The following is a 21600-nucleotide window of genomic DNA, read 5'->3' as shown; positions in this document are numbered from 1 at the left end:
TGAATGCGTGACAATTTGTGTTTATCACGCACTATGGATGTGAATTAACGTTTAGCAAGCGCAAGATAACTACTGAGTTGGCCCGATGCAGATTGATGTGCCCCCATAGATGAAGCGAGTTGCATCATAGATTTTAGCCCCTGCCACTGCTGCTTTTGAGCATCCGTAAGCGGAGGTTCGGAATTCAAATAATCCGTCAATTGGCTAAGGACTTTCGTGGCCTTCTGGGCTAGCACTGGCGACTGAGCATCATCCATATTGGTTAAGACGTTCTTAGCATCAACTAAGGTATTGATAAGAGGATTATTAGGTGATTTTTTAGCTAATGATTTTATTTCATCATCTAAAAAATCTTGCAACGATTGTTTAGTCGGCGTTGTTGTGCTCGGCACTGTAATACCGTTTTTCGATAAACGCTCGAGTTGCACATCCGATAAAATGCCATCTTTTTGTAAGCGCGACACCAATGCGGGAATATCGGCGACGCCAAATTGACCATCGGCAAAAAAATCCTTCGCCATCGATTGAATTTTCTGTGCGCGTTGCGCCCGTGGCGACAGCGCTATCTCATCGGTTTTACCTTTATCGGGTTTGGTAGCATCCGTCTGCGTTTTATTTGTTTCTGTCGTAGTATCGGTTTTAGCCGTGCTCGTCTTTTGGCTATTGGCACCATAAGCATCGGCGATACTGGCACTGCTGCGATTAAGATTAAAGGCATTTAAAATAGAATTCATCGTCAAAAATTCGGCGTCTAAGACTCAATGACGGTTTTAAAGCAAAAACTAAGCCAATCAAGTATTAATCAGTGCAACCCCTGAGTTAATAGCATCACTATGCATAAACTAACTTATATCTAGGACTGTATGTCTTCGATCAAGGCAAGACATTGCCGCCTTAGTAAATCGAGTGCCTCAGCGTCCATCTGCACTTTATCTAGTAAGGTTTGCTTCAAGGCAAGAGCTTCGTGCCTGATACCCTCTCCTTGACTTGTCAGAGTGATCAGCTTTTTACGCTCATCTTCAACGCAGGCTAATCGCGTAATCAACCCCTTCAACTCTAACCGCTTGACGATTGGCGTTAGGGTTCCCATATCGAGTTTAGTCGCCATTGATAGCTGGGTTTGGCTGCAGCCGTTTTGACGCCACAGGGTTTGCATCACTAAATATTGAGGGAAAGTTAACTCGTATGCCTCGAGTAGAGGCCGATAAGCACGCACTAATGCATTGCTCGCAGAATATAACGCGAAACAAACATTATCGGATAAACAGAGTGGATCGCTAGAAGCTTGGCTATGAGTCTGTTTTGTAGCGTCTAGCTCATGTTGAGGTAAGCAATTCTGCACGTTTAAGCGCCTGTCATTTAAACATAACGCTATCTTATCCGATCTGTCCCACCCCATCTAGTTTGCGCGCAAACTATTTGCATTCAATCTTAAAGCCACGTAGAGTTAACATCATTAGTTTGCGCACAAACAAAAGGTGAGTTTTTATGAAGAGTATGACTGAAACCCGTGAAATCCATCTAGCTAGTCGCCCAGAAGGCATGCCTACGGCACAGAACTTTACTTTAGTAAATAAAGCGTTAGCACCGCTCGCTGATGGACAAGTGCTGATTAAAAATCTATGGATGTCGGTTGACCCTTACATGCGCGGGCGCATGGTTGATCGCAAGAGTTATGTTCCGCCCTTCGCCTTAAATCAAGTCTTAGAAGGCGGTGCGATTGGTGAAGTTATCGCGTCAAAAAACACCGAGTTCCCGGTTGGTACTAAAGTCAGCAGCATGCTAGGTTGGCGTGAACACGCAGTCACAGATACCGCAGGACTGACAGCTTTACCACTAACTACGCTTGATAATTCACATTTCCTCGGCGTACTCGGAATGCCAGGCATGACAGCTTGGACAGGACTGACTCGCATTACAGATTTAAAAGCGGGTGAGACACTGTTCGTTTCCGCAGCCTCTGGCGCAGTAGGTAGCGTAGCCTGCCAAATTGGTAAACTAATAGGTGCTCGTGTAATAGCCTCTGTCGGTTCAGATGAAAAAGCTGAATTATTAAAAAGTTATGGTGTTGATGCGGTCATCAATTACAAAACTTGTGGCAATCTTACCCAAGCGTTGACAAAAGCCGCCCCAGAAGGAATTGACGTGTATTTTGAGAACGTCGGTGGCGAGCATTTATCCGCAGCGCTGAGCAATATGAAAGATCATGGACGTATCGCTGTTTGCGGTATGATTTCGCAATATAACAACACAACTCCAACACCTGGCCCTGACAACTTAGCCCTAATTGTAATGCGAAAACTCAAGTTAGAAGGTTTTATCGTATCCGAACATTGGGCGCATTATCCTGAGTTCACCGCAAAAATGGCTCAATGGTTAGCGGAAGGCAAAGTCAAAGCAGAACAAACAATTTATCAAGGACTTGAACAAGCACCTGATGCTTTTATCGGTCTATTTGAAGGTAAAAATCGCGGTAAAATGTTGGTAAAACTAGCCTAAGTCACCAGCAAAGCTGGTATAAACATCTCAATATGAGATAACAAATAGTCGGTATCCCGTAAGTGATACCGACTTTTGTTTATCTTGCAATCAAACGCTATCTATATGAAAGCTTTTGACTCTACATTTTGCCTCATCAGCCCTTCCAGAGCGCTGCTTCAATCAAGTGGGCGACTTTCTCCACCGCCGCTTCGCCGGCGGCAATCGCCTCATCAGCACGATGAAACTCCATAGTGCCGATATTTCCCACCTCTGGCACAATACAAATATCTGGTGGATCGCCCATCAACCGCGCCCGTTTATGCCTTTGCTCTAAAATACCCATAGATTGCGACATCACAGCAATCATCCCCGGATTCGATTTAGTGCCGAGTGAAAACTTATCGGTAAGGTTGCTGACATAATCTCGGCCACGGGCGAATAAATCCATAAAGCCCGTTTCTTGTCGCGCTGGCATATCCATTTCAGCTTGGACAGTCCTTTGGCTGGTCATATTCACGGGTAACACTTGGATACGCCCAGAATGATAGCCATATAAATCCACTGCAATCACCACATCAACGCCCATGGCGCGGCTGACCGAAACAGGAACAGGATTCACTACAGCACCATCGACTAACCAGCGTTCTCCTTGTCTGACCGGGGCTAAAATCCCCGGCATGGAGCAAGAGGCCCGTACCGCTTGCCGTAAATCCCCTTCAGTAAACCAAATTTCCTGACCAGAGTATAAGTCAGTCGCAACGGCTGCAAAGGGACGATTGAGATTTTCAATATTCACATCTCCTATACGTGCATGCAGCACATCGAACACCTTGTCTCCGCCGATAAGCCCGCCTTTACGCCATCGAATATCCATCAAGCCAAGCACGTCCCAACTAGAAAAACCGCGCACCCATTTTTCTAACTCGGGTAAATGATCATGGGCGTAAGCGGCACCCACTAAAGCCCCTACCGAACATCCAGCCACTTTATCGGGCTTAATACCCATGGCAGCTAAACCATTCAATACACCTATATGTGCCCAACCTTTCGCCGCCCCACTACCCAAGGCAATACCTACCGAAGGGGTTGTTCCGTTAGCCATAAATCATTTCTCCTGTAACTCAATGCAGTACACGATAACGTAAAATCCTGCCATATCCACTGTCAATCGGTAAAAACGACACAATTAAGAGGTTGTAATACCAATGTAAATAAATACAATCAACAGAGCATAAATGGCACACTTTCTACATCAATCCGTGCATGAAGCAGAGATAATCACCGATGTGGATAGCTGAGCAAGGGCGATTAAGGCTATAATCTGCCCTTACTAAGATTTAGGGGATATACCTTTGCAATTTACCGATTTTTCTCTGGACCAGCGTCTGCTTCAAAGCATAAAACATATGGGGATCACAGAACCCACCGCCATCCAGGAACAAGCACTGCCTATCGCATTGGCAGGTAAAGATTTAATGGCGTCATCAAAAACGGGCTCAGGTAAAACCTTAGCGTTTTTGTTACCCGCATTGCAAAGAGTCATTTCTACCCGCTCACTGTCGAAACGTGATCCTAGAGTCTTGATTTTATTACCGACTCGCGAACTAGCACATCAGGTTTATAGTCAGCTTCGCCTCCTTGTCGCCAACACCCAATACAAGGCCATCAGCGTACTGGGCGGTGAAAACTTTAATGACCAAGCCAAAGCCTTAGCGAAAGAACCGCATTTTATTGTCGCGACTCCAGGCCGTATCGCCGATCATTTAGAACAGAAGCATCTTTTTCTCAATGGCTTAGAGTTATTAGTCCTCGATGAAGCCGACCGCATGTTAGATTTAGGCTTTGCCCCGCAGTTAAAAGCCATCAACGATGCAGCCGATCATAAACGCCGTCAAACGCTGATGTTTTCTGCCACGTTAGATCACGACGAAATCAATGATATCGCAGCAACATTACTAAAAAATCCAGCACATGTGGCGATTGGCGCGGCTCACTCTGAGCATAACGATATTCATCAACGTATCTTTTTATGTGACCACTTAGACCATAAAGAAGCGTTATTAGCCCGTTTGCTCAAAGATGAAACCCATAAACAAGTGATCATCTTTACCGCGACGCGTCCAGATACTGAGCGCTTAGCGGCTAAATTAACCGCGCAAGGTTTTGCAACCGCCGCCCTCAGCGGTGATTTAAAGCAAGCCGCACGAAACCAAATCATGGACCAATTTGCCCGTGGCCAACAACAAGTACTAGTGACAACCGATGTCGCCTCTCGCGGCCTCGATTTGCTCAATGTGTCCTTGGTCGTTAACTTCGACATGCCTAAATTTGCCGAAGAATACGTGCATCGTATCGGCCGTACTGGTCGTGCAGGCGCAAAAGGTGATGCGATATCGCTCGTCGGGCCAAAAGATTGGGACAACTTTAAGAAAGTCCAAGTCTTCCTCAGAAAAACCTTTGAGATCAGCACAATTCCAGGCCTAGAAGCTAAATTTAGTGGTCTAAAAAGCAAAGCTAAACAAACGCCAGTAAAACGTGTTGCTAAAGCGGAGCTTGCTAAAGGTAAGAGCAAAAGAACCAAAGCAACCACACCAGCACCGTCGCGGGATAAGCGTTTCATCACGGGCGTGGATGTCGGCGATGCTCCTATGCGTAGAAAACCTGCTGCGGCACAATTACTGCAAGATAATGATACTGAAGAAGTTTAAAACTAATTTATGCATAAAGGCCGGTGGATTTAACATCAGATATTATCTCTGATACAAATCACATAGGCATGATCTAATACTGGAAATTGACATACTAAAATTATCAGTCTGTCGCCAAGCGAATCAAAAGCGCATGGTAAACACTGATCCTCATGTCATTTCCAGCTACAATAGCGCTATTATCGATATTTTGAAGGTGTAACATGAGAGTTTGTGGTGTTGAATTAAAAGGTGGCGAAGCCATTATCAGTTTATTGAGCTATGAAGGTGAAACCTTCAATGTGCCAGAATGCCGTAAGGTGTCTTTCACCGTTTCCCAATCTGCTACCACAGAAGCTATTCGTGAGTTTCACTTCGCTTTTCATAAGCTTATGCAAGATTATCGCGTTGATGAAGTTGTCATCATAGAACGTGAGCAAAAAGGTAAACTCGCGGGTTCAGCGACAAGCTTTAAACTTGAAGCAGCCATTCAATTAGGGGAATTACCCGTCAGTCTATTGTCTCCTGTCACTATCAAAGAGCAAAACAAGCGCAATCCACCCCAAGTTGATTTCGATAGTTTAGATCTTAAAAAAGTACAGCAGTTAGCTTTCGAAGCCGCTTACGCCCATCAAAATCGCCGAATTTTTGGCAAAGTATAAGTAATGTGATGAACTCAGGCTCCGAAGTCATTCGGAGCTAAATCCTCTATGAATCCATTAAAGTACTTAAACGGTTACAGCCTTGATATTCAGCAGCAGGTACAGCAACATCTCGATGCTGGCACATTACCCAAGCTATTGCTGAAACGTCATCCTGTCATACATAGCGTTCGTAGCGATAAAGCGCTGTACGACTATACTCAGACGATTAAAAATCAATTTTTACGCCAGTCCTCCCCGCTCTCAAAAGTGATATTTGATGACAAAATTAATATTAGCCATCATGCACTTGGCTTGCATTCTTACGTAGCACGAGTTCAAGGCAATAAAATCAAAGCGAAGAACGAAATTCGCATTTCTTCGCGTTTAAAGCGTGTGCCAGAACCTTTGTTGCGTATGGTCGTCGTACATGAATTAGCCCATTTAAAAGAAAAAGATCACAACAAAGCTTTCTATAATTTGTGTACCCACATGGAGCCGGATTATCACCAGTTTGAATTTGATTTGCGCTTATTATTGACTTGCATCGACGCTAACATATCCCCTTATTCTGCAGATAAAGTCGACACCTGACCTTCGTATCTTTTTCGCTCAAAACTTGACTGATAATAGTTTTCATTTAGAATGTTATAGTATCTAGCGCAGCAAAATACTGTAATGACAATGACGAAACAGAATATCGACAAACTCTTAAGCAAGTGGTGTAAAAAGCAAGCTAAAAAGCTACTCAAAACACAGGTTAAATCTGTTTCAAACACAGGGAACGCTATTATATCCTCATCACATCTACGCGCGCAGACGGATAAATCTTTGACGAATAAAAAGGCTCAACGAAAGCACCTCACCCAATTACTCTCTAAGCATATTGCTCAGCAAGAATTTGCCCATAGCAATAAATCAACACTCAAAAAACAATTAAAACTCGCGAAAGCTAAGTTTATTGCCGCAAATGATGCGACATTTTCATCGACTATTATTACTCGACTTTCTCCTTTACCCACGGAACACAGCTTTGCATTACGTCCCTTTAAAAAATCCCCCTGTGGTGGCTGTCCCGCATTAAAAGGTAAATTGTGCAAGTGCGCATTAAAAGTGATGCAAAGGCGCCACGCAAGCTGATAGGCACGATTTAGCACTGCATATTTGGTTCTCTGTTCAGTCCTTAATAAAAAACGTTATAAGCTCTTCAGCCGCACAATTTTCCTCTTCACAACCTTTTGAATGACTCGCTATACCACTTCTAACTGAAGATCCTATCTATTTTATCCCCTTATGTTTTATCGCCACGACTTCGAATCGAACAAATTTTAAGCTTTTATACAACTCGAACAGTACTCGTGATAGCAGGAAAATGTCTACCACAATAAGCATTTTGGAAACAAAAATGCCGATGAAATTTTCATTTCATCGGCATTGATAAACTCTTCTAGAAAGTCAGTGCTATTGTTTATTCAAACTTTGATACTATAAATTCTATTAGCTTAGGTTTGGCTAACCTAAGTTCATTATAGCTTCACGACTCTTCACCATATTAGTGAATGTACGTAAATCTTGATTCGCTAACTTGCTCGACATAGGAATATCGGCTTTCAACGGATCAACAGGTTTACCATTGATATGGAATTCATAATGCAAATGTGGACCAGTCGAACGACCTGTATTACCAGATAAAGCAATCACTTGACCGCGAGTTACACGTTGACCTTTACGCACTAACGCCTTAGACAAATGTAGGTAACGGGTACGGTACTTACCACCATGTTCAATCACAATATACTTACCAGCAAACTGATGGTCCGTCACTAAACTGACAATTCCATCACCAGGTGCAATAACTTTAGTCCCGATTGGTACGGAAAAATCTGTTCCATTATGGGGAGAAATACGCCCTGTGATTGGGTGTTTGCGATGGCTGTTAAAACGTGAACTCATACGCGGTTGTTTAGCTAACGGATAACGTTGGAATGCCCGAACTAAACTCTGACCTTTAGCATCATAATAACTACCATCAGAATATTGATATGCACTAATTTCAGAACGACCACTTTTAATACTGACGCCTAAAATTTGGCTACTTCCCGTCGGTTCACCTTCAACATATTGATCATTTACCAAAACTGAGAATTTGTCGCCAGCTCGTAAATCACGGGCAAAATTCAATTTTTCTTTGAGTAAATCTTCAATTCGCTGAATATCTGCAGCGGCTAAGCCCATTTTTTGGGCTGAAACGTAGAAAGAACCTTTAATATCACCAGTCAAAATTCGATTTTGCCAAACACCTTCAACGTTCACTTCTTCAACATTAAAACTACCGTCTTCATAACGAGTAAAAACCACTTGGCGGGCAGCGTTAAAATAAAGTTCTAATTTTTGTAACTGGCCTTCACTATCAAGCCAAAATTGCATTCTGTTACCAGGTAACAGGGTATCAAGTGCCAAAATGTTTAAATCAGCTTCTAAAACCTTATACATAGTTTGCTGATCAACACCCGCCTTGGAAAATAAACCACTTAAGGTATCACCGGAAACGATAATTCGCTCAAACTGGGGAGCATTATTAATGAGTGCAGCTTGATCTAGGACTTCAGGTTCAGAAACTTGAGGGAGAATATTTTCAATATCGAGAACAACAGGGATACGCTGAGCAGTTGGCGTAACATGGTTATTATTCGGCATCAACATCGCAGCACCCATCAACAAACTACCCATTAATAGAATGTTCTTTTGGGTCGATGATAAGTTCTGCAAACGGGTTTGCGATAAGTTGATAAAGTTGGGTTTGCCTGTTTGCAACGCTTTTCACCTTTCGTTAACTTTGCGTTCTATTTTTGACCAGTCCCTTTGAGGGAAGCCCGAATTTTTTCCAACTTATATCAAAAAAACGATTATGACAAACGCTATTTCACTCTTTTGTTGTACCATTAATGAAAAACATGCGCTAGTTGGCATTTCCAACTCACTTTGTGTGTATTATCCGAATGTTAAACACACAGGAGATACAATAAATAACACTTATAAAACAATTTGTTATTTATCGCACTCTGTGAGAATGAGCAACTAAGGCAAAACTATCGTCATTTCGCTCCCATGTGAGGTTTTATTGATGTCGATGCGGGTATTTATCTGCTCTTTCATTTCCGACACGTGCGAGATCACCCCTATCATGCGGCCAGAGGATTGCAAATCCATCAGGGTCCGAATGGCCAGTTCTAAAGAATCTTGATCTAAACTGCCAAAGCCTTCATCGATAAATAAAGTATCGAGTTTAATACCACCTGCATAGGCTTGCACTACATCAGATAGGCCTAACGCCATAGATAATGCTGCCATAAAACTTTCACCACCGCTTAAGGTGGCCACAGGACGCACTTTGGAGGTATAAGCATCTTCTACTTCCAATTCGAGCCCAGAAGCTTTGTTACCCTTGGCCCTATCTTCCTTACGTAGTAAACGATAACGCCCTTTGCTCATTAGGTGTAGCCTGTGGCTTGCCTCTAACAACACATCGTCAAGCAGTACGCTTAACACAAAACGTTGCAGACTGATCTTATTACCTGTATTTCCATTAGCGACATCTGCAAGGGTGCCGATAACCGCATATTCATCTTCCAAAACCTTAGCTTTTGCATCGGCAATACTCAGCTGTGTTTGGGTTTGCATCAGTAATACTGTGCGAGTGTGAAGCAACTGCCATGCCTGCTCGGCAGCGTGTAATGCTTGCTGCGCGAACTCAAGCTCAGCAGCCAGCTTAATGCTATCGGGTAGTACTTTATCCTTAAGCTTAAGCGCTAACTGCTCGCACTGTGCCTTGGTCAAAGCACTGCGCTGCTGGTAAGCCTCAATCTCGCTGGCTAATGCACGATGTTGTTCTTCATCGAGCATGGCCTCAAATAAGGCCTGTTGATCGGCAAAACCTGCTGCGACTAATTGCTGATTGAGTTGCTGCTGTGCACGCGTTTGCTGGGCTAATGCCGCCTCAGCAGCATTTTCAGCACCATTAAGTGCCGCTTTAGCCGCAACAAAAGATTGGCCAGTCTGTTGTTGGAGATCCCTAACACTAGTAATCTGTTGCTTAATTTGGCTGATACTTTGCTGATTTTGCGCGATTGCTGCGGTTAAAGCCTCAAGCGTTGCAAGTGCAGATGGAACACTTTGCTGCATGTGCGCTAACTGCCCCTGCAATATATCCACTTTAGATTGCAGTGCACTGTCGTGTGTTTGTCCTTGCTCTAACTTTTGTTGTAGATGCGTTTCCTGTGCGTGCAACAATGCAATCTCTTGCTGTAACAGCTGTAACTGCTGATGGGCTTGCTCCGCTTGAGTAAGTGAGAAAGCGTATTGCGACAAGGTATGTGTATGTTCGTCTAAAGAAATATCAACCGCAGTGCCCAATTGGACCGCGAGATCTTGTGCTTGCTGTTGCAAGGTTTCTAACTGCGTTTGTAGCCCACGATATTCCGCTCTGGCTTTGCTCAGGATTTCTTGAGCATTCGTTTCAGCCTCTAGTGCTAATTGCAACGCTTCATCACTTGGGAGTGGCTCTTGGCTTTGTGCTGGCTGTGGATGTGTTTGGCTACCACAAACAGGGCAAGGTTCATCTTGCTGTAATTGCCGCGCTAAAATAGCGGCCTGCCCTTGATGCCAAGTCAACAATAAGGCTTTATATGCAACCTGTGCTTGCTGATGCTGAGCACTGAGTTGTTGCCCTTTGACTTTAGCCTCAACAAGTTTTGCCTGTGTCGACGATACCCTTGCCGCCACTTGTTGCCATTGCTGATAAGTCGACAATAATTGCTGTTGCTGCTGATGCGCTTGTTGCAATAAGAGGCGAGTTTCGCTATTGGCCTGTAGTTGCGGCAGAGCGGATTCCAATTCACGGCGTTTTTGGACTACGGTGGTTAACTCATTTTTGCTGTTCTGAAGTTGTGTTTTCGCGCTAATTAGCTGCGTTTGCTCTTGTTCAAGGATTTTATTAAGCCTATTCAATTCCCTGAGCTGCGGCCCTAAGGCATTCAGTTGCTGTTTGACCTGTTCCTGTTCGAGTAACGACGCTTCCAACACGGGCAAATCAGCGGCCTTAAGCTCTGCGTTATCGAAGGCTTGTTTAGCATTGATTAATGCTGTTTTCGCATGTTCAAGGGCAAGACTTGCCACCTTGGCTTCCTGCTCACGGGCCACAAACACCTCAAGCATGGGTGCCAAGTGCTGCGCCTGTTTGGCCAAATTCAGTTTGTAGGTTTGCGCAGCCATGTTTTCTTGCTGTGCATCAAGCGCTACTGCCATTTGAGTTAAGGCATCAAACTGCGCAAATTCGGCCAATAAATGCTGGGCGGCATCGCTGGTTTTTATCACCCATTGTTGCTGCTGTAATGCTTGTTCTTTCGCACTTTGGGCAATTTCAAGTTCTGGCGTGAGCTTGGCTAATTCACAGTTAAGCTCGTCATCGGATGCTAAACCCGCACTTTGTAAAATGCCATCACGGCGACTGTGTTGATCTTTCACTAAGGCGCGGATATCTGCAGCCTTACTTTTTAAGGAATCTTCAATACGTCGGTATATATGCGTTTGAAATAGCTGACTAAATATCAGTTCTCTGGCTTTAGAGTCTGCCATTAACAATTCGCGAAATTTTCCCTGCGGCAACACCATCACTTGGCGAAACTGCTCCACATCGAGGCCAGTTAAGGCTTCAATCTCAGCGGTTGCCTCAGAGACTTTGCTCGCTACAAGCAAACTTTCATTACCCTCGGCGTCTATCTTATATAACTGAGCTTCGGGCTTCTGCACCGTTGAGCCGTCACCGCTTTTTTTAACCCTGTCTTGCTCTGGCACACGGCGAATACGATAACTGCAATTACCCAACTGAAAACTAAAAGTGACTTCTGTTAGCAAACTATCATCGGCCATATCGCAGCGCATCTGGCTGCCTTCACGCTCATTACCCGTGGTTTTGCCATAGAGGGCAAAGCAAATACCATCGAGCAAGGTCGTCTTACCCGCACCTGTGGGTCCATTGATCAAAAATAACGGATTAGTCCCTAAGGCCGTAAAATCAAGTTGTTGCGTCGATGCAAAGGGGCCAAAGGCTGACATGGAAAGGCTAAGTGGTCTCATGCTTGGCGCTCCTCATTGTGTAGCTTAGTCAGGAGTTCATCCATCACGGCTTGCTGTGCTTGTGTTAATGACTCGCCGGACACTTGAGAGAAAAAGTCACGGAACATGTCCATCTCGCCTTTTTTGATATGATCTCGGCTCAAGGTGACTTGTTGCTGCCCCGCCATCAGACCAGTCCGCTCTAAATGCAGCACATTAGGGTAAACGGCTCTCAATTTTCCCATAGCATCTAAAATGGCATGTTTATCAAGAAGTCTGACCATAAGGTAGTCCTCACGCTTGATATCCGTTTTACCTTGGGCGAGTAATGTGGCTAACTCCCCTTCTAAGATACGGACATCGCGTATCGACGTTAATGGCAATAAACTAATTTTAATCGGCGTTTGCGCACTAAGTTCGACTAAGGTCACCGACTTATGTTGACGTTGTTCGCTAAAGGAATACTTCAAAATCGATCCTGAGTAGCGCACATGCTCTGCACCTTTGTATTGCGGTCCGTGCAAATGCCCAAGGGCGACATAATCAAACTCAGTAAATAGCGTTGGCGATATTTTATCGGCGCCACCAATGCTCAGTGGTCGCTCAGATTCTGACTCACTGCCACCATCCAAAAAACAATGGCTTATCACCACTTTCGGCAAACCTTGGCTATCGTGCTGGCGTACTTGTTCAAGCAATAGCGTCATTGCGGCCTCATGGCTTGCCGCCTCACACTCAAAAACTTGGCGCACTGTGGCAGGTTCGGCATAGGGCAAGGGATAAAACACCACATCACCGCTTGAACTCGACAAAGTAATGGGATGAATGTCAGCACTCAAAGGCCCAATAATATGTAACCCACTTGCCGCCATTTGTTTTGCTGCAAAACCTAAGCGCTCGTGACCATCGTGATTACCTGCAATCATAATGACTTGCAGGCCTAAATCATGTACTAAGCGGTTAAGCACATCATCTAACAGCGCGACCGCATTCGCAGGCGGAATCGTTCTGTCATAAATATCCCCCGCCACAATCACGGCATCCACCTTGTGTTCATCCGCTAGAGCAATAATTTGCTCGAGCACAAAGGCTTGATCATCCAGTAGTGATTGATTGTGTAATTGACGACCTATGTGCCAGTCCGAGGTGTGGATAAATTTCATAATCGCTCTTTTAAAGAAGTGGTGGCGCTAAACCCGAGCGCACATGCCGCCCGTCGATGCAAAATAAGACTGGCAAGATAGACACTGCACTTAAATCAATCGGATTAAATATGTACACAATATTTAAAATACACACCAAAACAATAAGAAGCCTAAAAAGTGTATTAAAAATGACAGGTAATACTATTCAAAAAACTTGAAAGAGTACACCTAACTCAAAGTAGGATGAGACGTTTTAAGTCGTCATTTGGCGGATCTTTTGGATGATATCCACCTCAGCTTAACTTTTGAGCCAAGATGGACGCCACTAAGATACACTCATGCGCAGCTTAAAGAGCGTCTATTGATGAGTGAGTTTTATAAAATACTTAATATCAAAGAGTTTACGAAAATAAATTATATTGGCTCGCCAAAAGTTTAAAACTCATAGCAAGGGACATAGTCACCACCAACGGCTTGATAATCTTTGTACCTTTAGTGACCACGAGACGAGAACCCAAGGTTGCGCCAATCGCTTGCCCTGCCAGCATGACTAATCCTAATAACCAAATCACTTTTCCGCCCAAAGCAAAGAAGATCAGCGAAGCAATGTTAGTGGAGAAATTAAGTAGTTTTGCGTGGGCAGTTGCCTTCGCCAAACCAAACCCCGCTAGCGATACAAAGGCCAGCGCAAAAAAGCTCCCAGTACCAGGGCCAAAAAAGCCATCGTATAATCCCACGCCCAATGCTGCAGTAAAGGCAAATGCGGTAGGTGTCAGCACTTGATGTTTATCATCTTCAGAAATCTTTTTCGAAAATAAAAAGTAACAACCAATAGCCAAAATCAAAAAAGGTAACATCAACTCCAGCACTTTAGTATCGACGAGTTGAACTAGAATCGTGCCCAATGCCGCGCCGATAAATGCACAAATCAAGGCTAACTTAACGGATTTAAGATCAACCAGCCCTTTACGGACAAAGTACAAACTCGCAAAAAAACTGCCGCCACAGGCCTGCAGCTTATTTGTCCCTAAGGCAACCGCAGGCGGCAAGCCTGCCCACATAAGTGCAGGAATGGTCAGCAAGCCTCCACCACCGGCGATTGAGTCAATAAAACCAGCCACCATAGCGACGGCAAAAAGTATCGCTGCGATTTGTAGAGTCAGTTCAAATTCCATGATGATTTATTATTCTTCTGATAAAAAAGAGAGTGATTGCAGAACATTAGACTGCGTTTGCCAAATAAACGCAAAGGAGTTATTGTCGGCACAGCGTGAGATAAACTCACACAAAATCCCGAGTCCTGTTCTGATTTTCCAGCAGTAGGAAATAAAATGTTTGCCGAACTACCGCCCCTCAATTCTCTCCGTGCCTTCGAAGCCGCAGCACGTTTACAGAGCATGACATTAGCCAGCAAGGAGTTGCATGTCACCCATGGCGCAGTCAGTAAACAAATCAGAGTATTGGAGGATTATTTAGGTTTTGCACTCTTTGTACGCTTACATAAAAAAGTTGGTTTAACCGATGAAGCCAAACGCTATTTACCCCATGTTCAAGCCGCTCTGCAAACACTATCTAGTGCTACCAGTGACTTGCGCCGTCAGCCCACTAAGCCGCAAACCTTAGCCATCAATGTGCTGCCAAGCTTAACCATCAATTGGCTCATTCCAAGAATGGAGCAGTTTAAATCCCGCCATCCACACTTGTATGTCGACTTATCCATTGGCGACTTTGCAGTGGATTTTAGCCAAGGTCGTTATGATATTGCGATCCGTAGTAGCACTGTTATCCCTAAGGGCGCGAATTATATCAAGCTGATGGATGAGGATTTATGCTTAGTTTGCGCGCCTTCACTAGCGCCTAAACTGCAAAATATCGAGGACATTAATCACGTCACGTTACTGAAACACACCACAAGACCAGAACTTTGGGAGTATTGGGCGGAAAAGGTGGGATTAACACTCACCCAAGCACAAACCTTTGGTGTCGAGCATTTTTATATGTTGAGTCAAGCGGCTGCGAGTGGCATGGGCGCAGCACTTATTCCGCGATTCTTCATCGAAGAACAACTGGCAAACGGCAGCTTAGTCATCCCCTTCGACGCCCCCTTCACCAGTCCCTATCGATATTATTTACTCACCCCAAAATCCCCAAGCCTGCCGTTAAAAGCTCAAGCTTTTATCGACTGGTTATTAGAGATTTTTGCGCCCTATCGTCATTAATCTGCATTAAACGTATCTCAGTTCAAGCGAGGCACAATAACGCTATAAATGCCAAATGAGGCTATTGAGATCACTAACTGAGCGCAGAAAAACACCAATAAAAAACCACCCAAAAGGTGGTTTATTAGATTCAAGGCTTAAAGCGCATCAGAATTAGTGATTGCAATGCTCACCGTGAACATGGTCATGGTCATGGTCATCATCGTCCATAAACTCATCGTCACCGTCTTGATGTTGCATTACGCCCCAACCGTCGGTCATGCCGCCAAATTCGGCAGCAAAATCATTTAGCATGACTTCTTGTTCAACCAATGTATCGTACTCAGGCACCATATTGAGACAAACAATGATTTCCCACTTACCAAGCTCATCATTCAGATTCAGCTCAAGCTCGCCTTCCAAGTCAGAATTTGTTAATTCTTCTAACGCAGTTTCAGCATCGCGTTGGTCATCAAAAACCAAAAAGAAATCAACATCTAACTCTTTAGTTAAATCGATTCCCGCTTCAGCCATTGCGGCCAGCATTTTACCATTGTCATCATCTGGAAATTGCATTTCTTGCTCCACTGTTTCAGGCTTATTCTGCCGCAATGATTTGAACTGATTCACCATTAAAGCTGACGATGTCGCCCGCGATAATTTTTTTACGTTTACGAGTTTCAACTTCACCATTCACAGTGACTTGACCTTCGTCGATAAAATGTTTGGCTTCACCACCTGCATTGCTCATGCCTTGCACTTTTAATACTTTGTACAATTCAATGAAATCTTCGCCAGAATGCAAAGCCAATTGATTAATTTGCGCCACTTAATACACGCCTTCTAAAAATAAACCTGCGGCATTATACCAGCACAGTACAAAATTCGCTGAAGATAATTTGGCTAGAGACGTCTTTCATCGGCGAGTAGGCCAAAGGCTGATTCATCGAGCCAGTTTTCACCTATTTTGAATTGCTGCCTGAGTAAACCTTCAAGCCGAAAGCCACACTTTTCGAGTACTCGTGCCGATGCGTGATTATCTTTAGCACAATGCCCAACAAATTTATGTACATTAAAACTTAAACAGGCCCAATCAATGACCGCCATTAAGCTCTCAGTCGCATAACCTTTTCCGTGCCCCTCGGCCGCCAGTAAATAACCCACTTCGGCACGCTGTTCCTCGAAACTTTGACAATAAAAGCCCGTTAAACCAATAAACTGCCCAGTATCAACTGTCTCAATCACTAAGGTCAGCCAATCGCCAGAACCGTAGAACCAAGTATCGGAACGCTGCTGAAACTTACTGCGGATCACCTCTTGCGACTCTGGAACGCGTACAAAACGATTAATCTCAGGATCGTTATGCAGTGCATAAAAATGTTCCCAATCACTATCTTGTAAGCTCCTGAGCTTCAATCTATCTGTGTAGAGTTCCAGCATAGTGACTCCGTGATGAACATATAAAACAAAACGGCAGCAAACGCTGCCGTATCAAACAAGCTGTATTAGATAAGCGGTAAAACTTACGCGCGGCTGGTCACTTCAAGTAAATGAAAGCCAAATTGCGTTTTTACAGGTCCTTGTACTTCGTTTAATGGTGCACTAAAAACCACTTCATCGAACTCTCTGACCATCATGCCAGGACCAAATGACCCCAATTCGCCGCCTTGGGCACCTGATGGGCAAGAAGAGTGCGCGCGAGCAATTTGAGCAAAATCTGCGCCTTCCATTATTTGCTGTTTCAGCGCTTGACACTGCTCTTCACTGCTGACTAACAAATGTCTTGCTGTTGCCTGGACCATAGTAAAACTCCTGTAAGGATCATGAGACATTTGCCCCAAATATCATTGAGTTCCCACTAAAACATTCGTTTTAACAGGTTTGGAATCAACAGTATAAAAACTTTCTGTTGAATAAAAAAGTCTTAAAATGCCGTCACGGACAACAAAGTCAAGTAACGGCACCTTACACGACTAAGCTTGTTTCGACGCAATCCAACGATCGATCTTGTTCTCCATGACCTCCATGGGTAATGAACCTGAAGTGAGGATTTGATCGTGGAATGCTTTTAAATCAAATTTATCACCCAAGGCTTTTTCTGCGCGGGCACGCAGTGCCAAAATCTTCAACTGACCGACCTTGTAAGACAAAGCTTGACCAGGGATCGCCATATAGCGCTCCACTTCAGCGACTATGTCACTCTCAGCCATAGGCGAGTTGTCTTTCATGTACTGAATCGCCTGTTCACGACTCCAACCTTTAGAATGAAGGCCAGTATCAACCACTAAGCGCATGGCACGCAGCATTTCATCGGAAAGCTTACCAAAATACTGGTAAGGGTCGGTAAATAGCCCCATCTCAATACCTAAGTATTCAGCATAAAGTGCCCAACCTTCCTCGAAAGCGGTATAACCGCTAAAACGCTGGAACTCAGGCACACCGGTCAGTTCTTGTTTGATCGCGATTTGGAAGTGATGCCCAGGAGCGGCTTCGTGCAAAGATAAGGTCGTCATCCCCCACTTAGGCTGTGCTTTGAGGTTATAGGTGTTGATATAAAACACCCCTGGACGGCTACCATCCACCGCAGGCGCTTCATAAGAGGCACCCGCTGCCGATTGTTCTCTAAAACTTTCAACCGGCTTAACCACGTAATCAGCCTTTGGCATCACATTAAAGTAGTTAGGTAAGACATGGTTGATTTTATCTTTCAACACCATATAACCATCAATCAAACCTTGGCGATCGCTATAGAAATACTGCGGCTCTGAAGATAAAGACGCAAAAAACGCCTTCAAATTGCCCTTAAAACCGACCTGCTCACGCACCTTATCCATCTCAGATAAAATGCGCGCCACTTCACTTAAGCCAATTTGATGAATTTCATCCACAGACATAGTGGTGGTCGTATGTGAGTTCGCCAGATGCTGATACCAAGCTTTACCGTTAGGCAAACCTGACCAACCATCAGTCGCCCGCGATTTAGGTAAATAGGTTTGCTTAAAGTAATCGCGTAAGTTCGTTAACGCTGGCACGATACGCTCAGCTATCATGGCTTGATAACGAGCTGTCAATTCCGCTTTATCTTGCTCTGAAAAACTCTCGGGGAAATGCTGGATTGGCGAGTAAAAAATGCTCTGAGTCGCATCCGTCGTTAACATAGCATCTAACTGAGGAATAATGCGCTCTACCAACACTCGAGGTAGTACCACTTTACTTTCAATGCCTTGATTCATACGATTTTCAGCAAGTGCGACCCACTTGATGAAACCATCGACTCTCTGTTCCCAATTACGGTAATCTTGGACAGTCTTAAAAGGTTGTGCACTTTCGCCACTTCCCAGCTGCACCATAGTAATGACAGTGCTATAGAACTGACTTATCGGCATAAAGCGTGATGGGAAAGTTTCGTCCACTAACGCCATATCACGGTCATAGACGAACAGGTCATAACTTAACTGTAGATCAGCAGGCAGTTGCTTTGGATCTATCGCACGCACCTGAGCTAAATAGTGAGTGTTAAGATCATGACGGGCCTTAAGGTAATCCTCAGTTAAATCCCCACCGAAATCGGCGTTATAGTCATTTACGCCGACAAAAGTAGCGTAGATGGGCTCAAGCTTTAGGTAATCTTTAAAATAAGCATCCACAAGCGCTAAGTAACGCTGCTCTGCCGTTTGAGTTTCGCCCTGCACAGCTGTCGTATTAGCCGAGCTATTTTCTTGAACTGCAGTGGCTTCAGGCTTAGAACAACCTTGAAGGGTGAAGATTAACGCTATCGAACCTGCCAATAAACCCAATTTCATTTTAATATTTCTCCTTTTTGGCCCGCTATTGCAGAACTGTTTCTATACTTAGTTCAAGGTCTGCTATCGGAGTTAATCTATGATCTACTCGTTCCGCAACTCAGGTTTCAGGGATCCTGAAACTGGAGTCTATAACCAAACCTATTTCATGGAAGTATTCAACCGAGAATGGCATCGTCACATGAGAGACCACCAAAGCTTGGCACTATTGTATCTGTGCCCTCACATTCATGAAACCGTCAAACAACCCCATTTACTCGAATTCTTTACCAAACAAGTGCAAGAAGCGCTATTAAGAGCAACAGATATGATTGCTAGGCTAGATCACAATCACTTTGCACTGGGTTTATTCAACATAGATGAGGTGGGGACGGAAGTAGTGTTAAAGCGAATAGAACAACAAATATCTGACTTTAATCAAGATTTTGGTAAACATCATAAACTGACAATCGACTATAAACTGGCTGCCTGTATTTGCCTACCTACACAGGAAAGTAAAATAGAGTCACTCTTCAGTAATGTCAGCCAACTTTCACAACAGCTTGAAAAAAATCATGATCAATCACAAGCTTTAATCCGATTACAGTAAATAGGTTTATTGATACCAAAGAAAAAGCCCCTTGCGGGGCTTTCGATTCAAACACTAAACTGCGAAGTAATTACAGCGTGATATTATGCATACGTGCTTTCTCTTTAATATAAGAGATATAGCTATTTGCACTCTTCTGTGTCTTCTTATCATTAGCAGCTAACACTGCACGGTTATAAGCCGACTTATACTGTTTCAAACTTAAATGAGCCAAAGCTAATTCGAAGTTTGCTTCACCAGGATGATCAATACCCATTGATATGGCTTTTTCAAGCACAGGGATCGCTGCTGTATATTGTTCATTCAAGTTTAATAAGCGACCTTGTTTCAAGTAAGTCTTGCCATCATTGGTGATGGCTGCAGCTTTACCGTAATACTCAGCAGCTTGCTTAAACTCTTTCGCATTTTGATAGAAACCCGCCAAAATCTCTAAAGACTTAGCGTCCTCAGCGATCATGCCTGATTTCATATGTTTCTGATAAATTTTAGCAGCTTGATAAGGAGCACCTTTTTGTGCCATTAACTGCGCTAAACGCGTAATGTTGCCCGCGCTATCTAAGAAACCATTTCTATAAGCCAAATCGTAAGTTGCAAGAGACTTGTCGTAGTCTTCAACCATCAAATAAAACTGTGCTAATTGAACCCACAATCTGCCATCATCCGGGAATAAAGGCACCATGACTTCTAACACGCCAACAGCTTTCTTGTACTTCTTCTGATTGAAGTAAGCTGTCAGTTTCATTTGATACAGACCTTTGTCAGGAGCTTCAGCTAATGAAAGACCTTTGTCGGCCACTTCAATCACTTTATCCCACTGCTTAAGTTCTGAATGCGCAATACCAATACGGCGATACATTTGAGAATCGGATTTACAAGTAAATTCCATCCACTTGTAATAATAAGGAATCGCTTCCTTAAACTTTTTCTCTTGTAATAGCAAATCAGCATAAAGACGCATAGTTGCAGCATGATCTGTACCACCTAAAATATCAGCTTCAACAGCTTGTTTTAGGTACTTGATCGCGGTATCCATTTTGCCTTTCTCGGCATAAAAGTTACCCAACATACGTGCAACATAGGCTTTATCGAAGTCGTTCTTGGCATTTGCCTCTAGCAAAATAGCAATAGCTTCATCGACCTGACCATTGGTATAAGCTTCAAATGACTTCTGAACTTTCTTCGCCGCACCTTCGCCCACGGCTTTAGATTGACGTTTGTCGATAGCACACTTTTCTTCTGCGACTGCAGATGAAAGAGTTAATGAACCTCCACAAACAGAAAGCAATAATAGAACTGCGATTTTATTAACATTACGCATTATTGGTTGCCTCCTTTATCTAAGGTGAAGTCTAGTTGTACTGTCATACCAGGTTGTTTCAATGGTTTGCCATCAACAATCTTTGGCTTGTACTTCCACTTCTTCAGTGCACGAATCGCTTCTTTATCAAATAAGCGTTTTGGTTCTGCTTGAATAACTTCAACGTCGTCGATACCACCGAGTTCGTTAATGGTAAAACGAAGTTGTACCCAACCTTCTTTACCATCACGCGCCGCAGCAATTGGATACTGAGGTTCGATACGAACGATAGGTGTAGCATCACCATCGCGAGTCATCATATTGCCTAATTTAAAACCGGTACTTGGACCACCAGCTTCTACACCACCCATATTGAACGACATTGCTGTGTCAATATTGCTCGAAGATTCTGGCGGCGTTGCCTCAGGCTTCTGTGGCTGTTCTGGCGGTGGTGGCGGCTTAGGCACTACCCTTGGCTTATTCTGTGCTTTTGAATCCTGTCTATCCATAGTGATTTCAATTACAGGGGTCTCGGCCGATGTTTCGCCGCGCTGTGCGCCGCCACCGACCAAGAACGCCATAAAAGCGAACAGACCAAAAGTCACAGCAGCACCAATAATGATCGATACTAGTGCTCTTAGCATA

The 21600-nt window shown here is 44.0% G+C and carries 21 protein-coding genes; 7 read left to right on the top strand and 14 right to left on the bottom strand.

The window, feature by feature from the left end:
• Positions 1–44: 44 nt before the first annotated feature.
• Positions 45–734, bottom strand: a complete 690-nt coding sequence (locus tag KFE26_RS05960) for a hypothetical protein (protein WP_173245565.1) — start codon at positions 732–734, stop codon at positions 45–47.
• 119 nt (positions 735–853) lie between these two features.
• A complete protein-coding gene (locus tag KFE26_RS05955) occupies positions 854–1342 on the bottom strand; it encodes a MarR family winged helix-turn-helix transcriptional regulator (RefSeq protein ID WP_212599903.1) in 489 nt (162 codons plus the stop codon).
• 146 nt (positions 1343–1488) lie between these two features.
• On the opposite strand from KFE26_RS05955, the gene KFE26_RS05950 reads away from it, so the two are divergent.
• Entirely contained in the window at positions 1489–2499 is a 1011-nt protein-coding gene (locus KFE26_RS05950) for an NADP-dependent oxidoreductase (RefSeq protein WP_212599902.1), read from the top strand.
• 136 nt (positions 2500–2635) lie between these two features.
• Here the strand turns inward: KFE26_RS05950 and rssA are convergent, their stop codons facing one another.
• Complete coding sequence (gene rssA, locus KFE26_RS05945) at positions 2636–3583, bottom strand: patatin-like phospholipase RssA (RefSeq protein ID WP_105252908.1); 948 nt, start codon at positions 3581–3583, stop codon at positions 2636–2638.
• Positions 3584–3833: 250 nt separating this feature from the next.
• On the opposite strand from rssA, the gene KFE26_RS05940 reads away from it, so the two are divergent.
• The 4 genes from KFE26_RS05940 (at position 3834) to KFE26_RS05925 (ending at position 6949) form a co-directional block, all read left to right on the top strand.
• Positions 3834–5189, top strand: a complete 1356-nt coding sequence (locus tag KFE26_RS05940) for a DEAD/DEAH box helicase (RefSeq protein ID WP_113938824.1) — start codon at positions 3834–3836, stop codon at positions 5187–5189.
• Positions 5190–5392: 203 nt separating this feature from the next.
• Positions 5393–5830 (top strand): DUF3010 family protein, encoded by a 438-nt coding sequence (locus KFE26_RS05935; RefSeq protein ID WP_028760422.1) that lies wholly within the window; start codon positions 5393–5395, stop codon positions 5828–5830.
• Positions 5831–5878: 48 nt separating this feature from the next.
• Positions 5879–6403, top strand: coding sequence for a M48 family metallopeptidase (locus KFE26_RS05930; RefSeq protein ID WP_028760423.1), 525 nt, complete (start codon positions 5879–5881; stop codon positions 6401–6403).
• Between the two features lie 90 nt (positions 6404–6493).
• The gene (locus tag KFE26_RS05925; RefSeq protein WP_212599934.1) at positions 6494–6949 is read left to right on the top strand and encodes a hypothetical protein; all 456 of its coding nucleotides are present in this window, start codon (positions 6494–6496) and stop codon (positions 6947–6949) included.
• Positions 6950–7321: 372 nt separating this feature from the next.
• On the opposite strand, the gene KFE26_RS05920 is transcribed toward KFE26_RS05925, so the two are convergent.
• From KFE26_RS05920 to KFE26_RS05905, 4 genes are all read right to left on the bottom strand, one after another.
• Entirely contained in the window at positions 7322–8623 is a 1302-nt protein-coding gene (locus KFE26_RS05920) for a peptidoglycan DD-metalloendopeptidase family protein (RefSeq protein WP_113938827.1), read from the bottom strand.
• A gap of 264 nt (positions 8624–8887) precedes the next feature.
• Positions 8888–11944 (bottom strand): AAA family ATPase, encoded by a 3057-nt coding sequence (locus KFE26_RS05915; protein WP_212599901.1) that lies wholly within the window; start codon positions 11942–11944, stop codon positions 8888–8890.
• Positions 11941–13086, bottom strand: coding sequence for an exonuclease SbcCD subunit D (locus KFE26_RS05910; RefSeq protein WP_212599900.1), 1146 nt, complete (start codon positions 13084–13086; stop codon positions 11941–11943). Before KFE26_RS05910 ends, KFE26_RS05915 begins: the two co-directional genes overlap by 4 nt.
• Before the next feature lie 383 nt (positions 13087–13469).
• Complete coding sequence (locus KFE26_RS05905) at positions 13470–14243, bottom strand: TSUP family transporter (protein WP_173245583.1); 774 nt, start codon at positions 14241–14243, stop codon at positions 13470–13472.
• Between the two features lie 156 nt (positions 14244–14399).
• Between KFE26_RS05905 and KFE26_RS05900 the strand changes: the two genes are divergently transcribed.
• Positions 14400–15287: a LysR family transcriptional regulator gene (locus tag KFE26_RS05900; RefSeq protein WP_168823676.1), complete on the top strand. Its 888-nt coding sequence runs from the start codon at positions 14400–14402 to the stop codon at positions 15285–15287.
• Positions 15288–15440: 153 nt separating this feature from the next.
• Here the strand turns inward: KFE26_RS05900 and KFE26_RS05895 are convergent, their stop codons facing one another.
• From KFE26_RS05895 to KFE26_RS05875, 5 genes are all read right to left on the bottom strand, one after another.
• Positions 15441–15842, bottom strand: a complete 402-nt coding sequence (locus tag KFE26_RS05895) for a ribonuclease E inhibitor RraB (protein ID WP_028760430.1) — start codon at positions 15840–15842, stop codon at positions 15441–15443.
• Between the two features lie 22 nt (positions 15843–15864).
• Positions 15865–16095 (bottom strand): RNA-binding S4 domain-containing protein, encoded by a 231-nt coding sequence (locus KFE26_RS05890; RefSeq protein WP_028760431.1) that lies wholly within the window; start codon positions 16093–16095, stop codon positions 15865–15867.
• Between the two features lie 74 nt (positions 16096–16169).
• On the bottom strand, positions 16170–16706 hold the full coding sequence (locus tag KFE26_RS05885; RefSeq protein WP_212599899.1) for a GNAT family N-acetyltransferase: 537 nt from the start codon (positions 16704–16706) through the stop codon (positions 16170–16172).
• 83 nt (positions 16707–16789) lie between these two features.
• Positions 16790–17068 (bottom strand): peptidylprolyl isomerase, encoded by a 279-nt coding sequence (locus KFE26_RS05880; RefSeq protein WP_028760433.1) that lies wholly within the window; start codon positions 17066–17068, stop codon positions 16790–16792.
• A gap of 171 nt (positions 17069–17239) precedes the next feature.
• On the bottom strand, positions 17240–19069 hold the full coding sequence (locus KFE26_RS05875; protein ID WP_212599898.1) for a DUF885 family protein: 1830 nt from the start codon (positions 19067–19069) through the stop codon (positions 17240–17242).
• Positions 19070–19148: 79 nt separating this feature from the next.
• Here KFE26_RS05875 and KFE26_RS05870 point away from each other — a divergent pair, with 79 nt between their 5' ends.
• Entirely contained in the window at positions 19149–19658 is a 510-nt protein-coding gene (locus KFE26_RS05870) for a diguanylate cyclase domain-containing protein (RefSeq protein ID WP_028760435.1), read from the top strand.
• A gap of 70 nt (positions 19659–19728) precedes the next feature.
• On the opposite strand, the gene KFE26_RS05865 is transcribed toward KFE26_RS05870, so the two are convergent.
• On the bottom strand, positions 19729–20976 hold the full coding sequence (locus tag KFE26_RS05865) for a tetratricopeptide repeat protein (RefSeq protein WP_212599897.1): 1248 nt from the start codon (positions 20974–20976) through the stop codon (positions 19729–19731).
• The gene (locus tag KFE26_RS05860; RefSeq protein ID WP_131524316.1) at positions 20976–21599 is read right to left on the bottom strand and encodes an energy transducer TonB; all 624 of its coding nucleotides are present in this window, start codon (positions 21597–21599) and stop codon (positions 20976–20978) included. Before KFE26_RS05860 ends, KFE26_RS05865 begins: the two co-directional genes overlap by 1 nt.
• Between the last annotated feature and the right edge of the window lies 1 nt (position 21600).

It is taken from the genome of Shewanella sp. M16, from assembly GCF_018224605.1.
In the GTDB taxonomy this organism is placed as follows: Bacteria; Pseudomonadota; Gammaproteobacteria; order Enterobacterales; family Shewanellaceae; genus Shewanella; species Shewanella oncorhynchi.
Note: the sequence above shows the minus strand (reverse complement) of the source record. Positions and strands in the feature narration are given on the sequence as shown.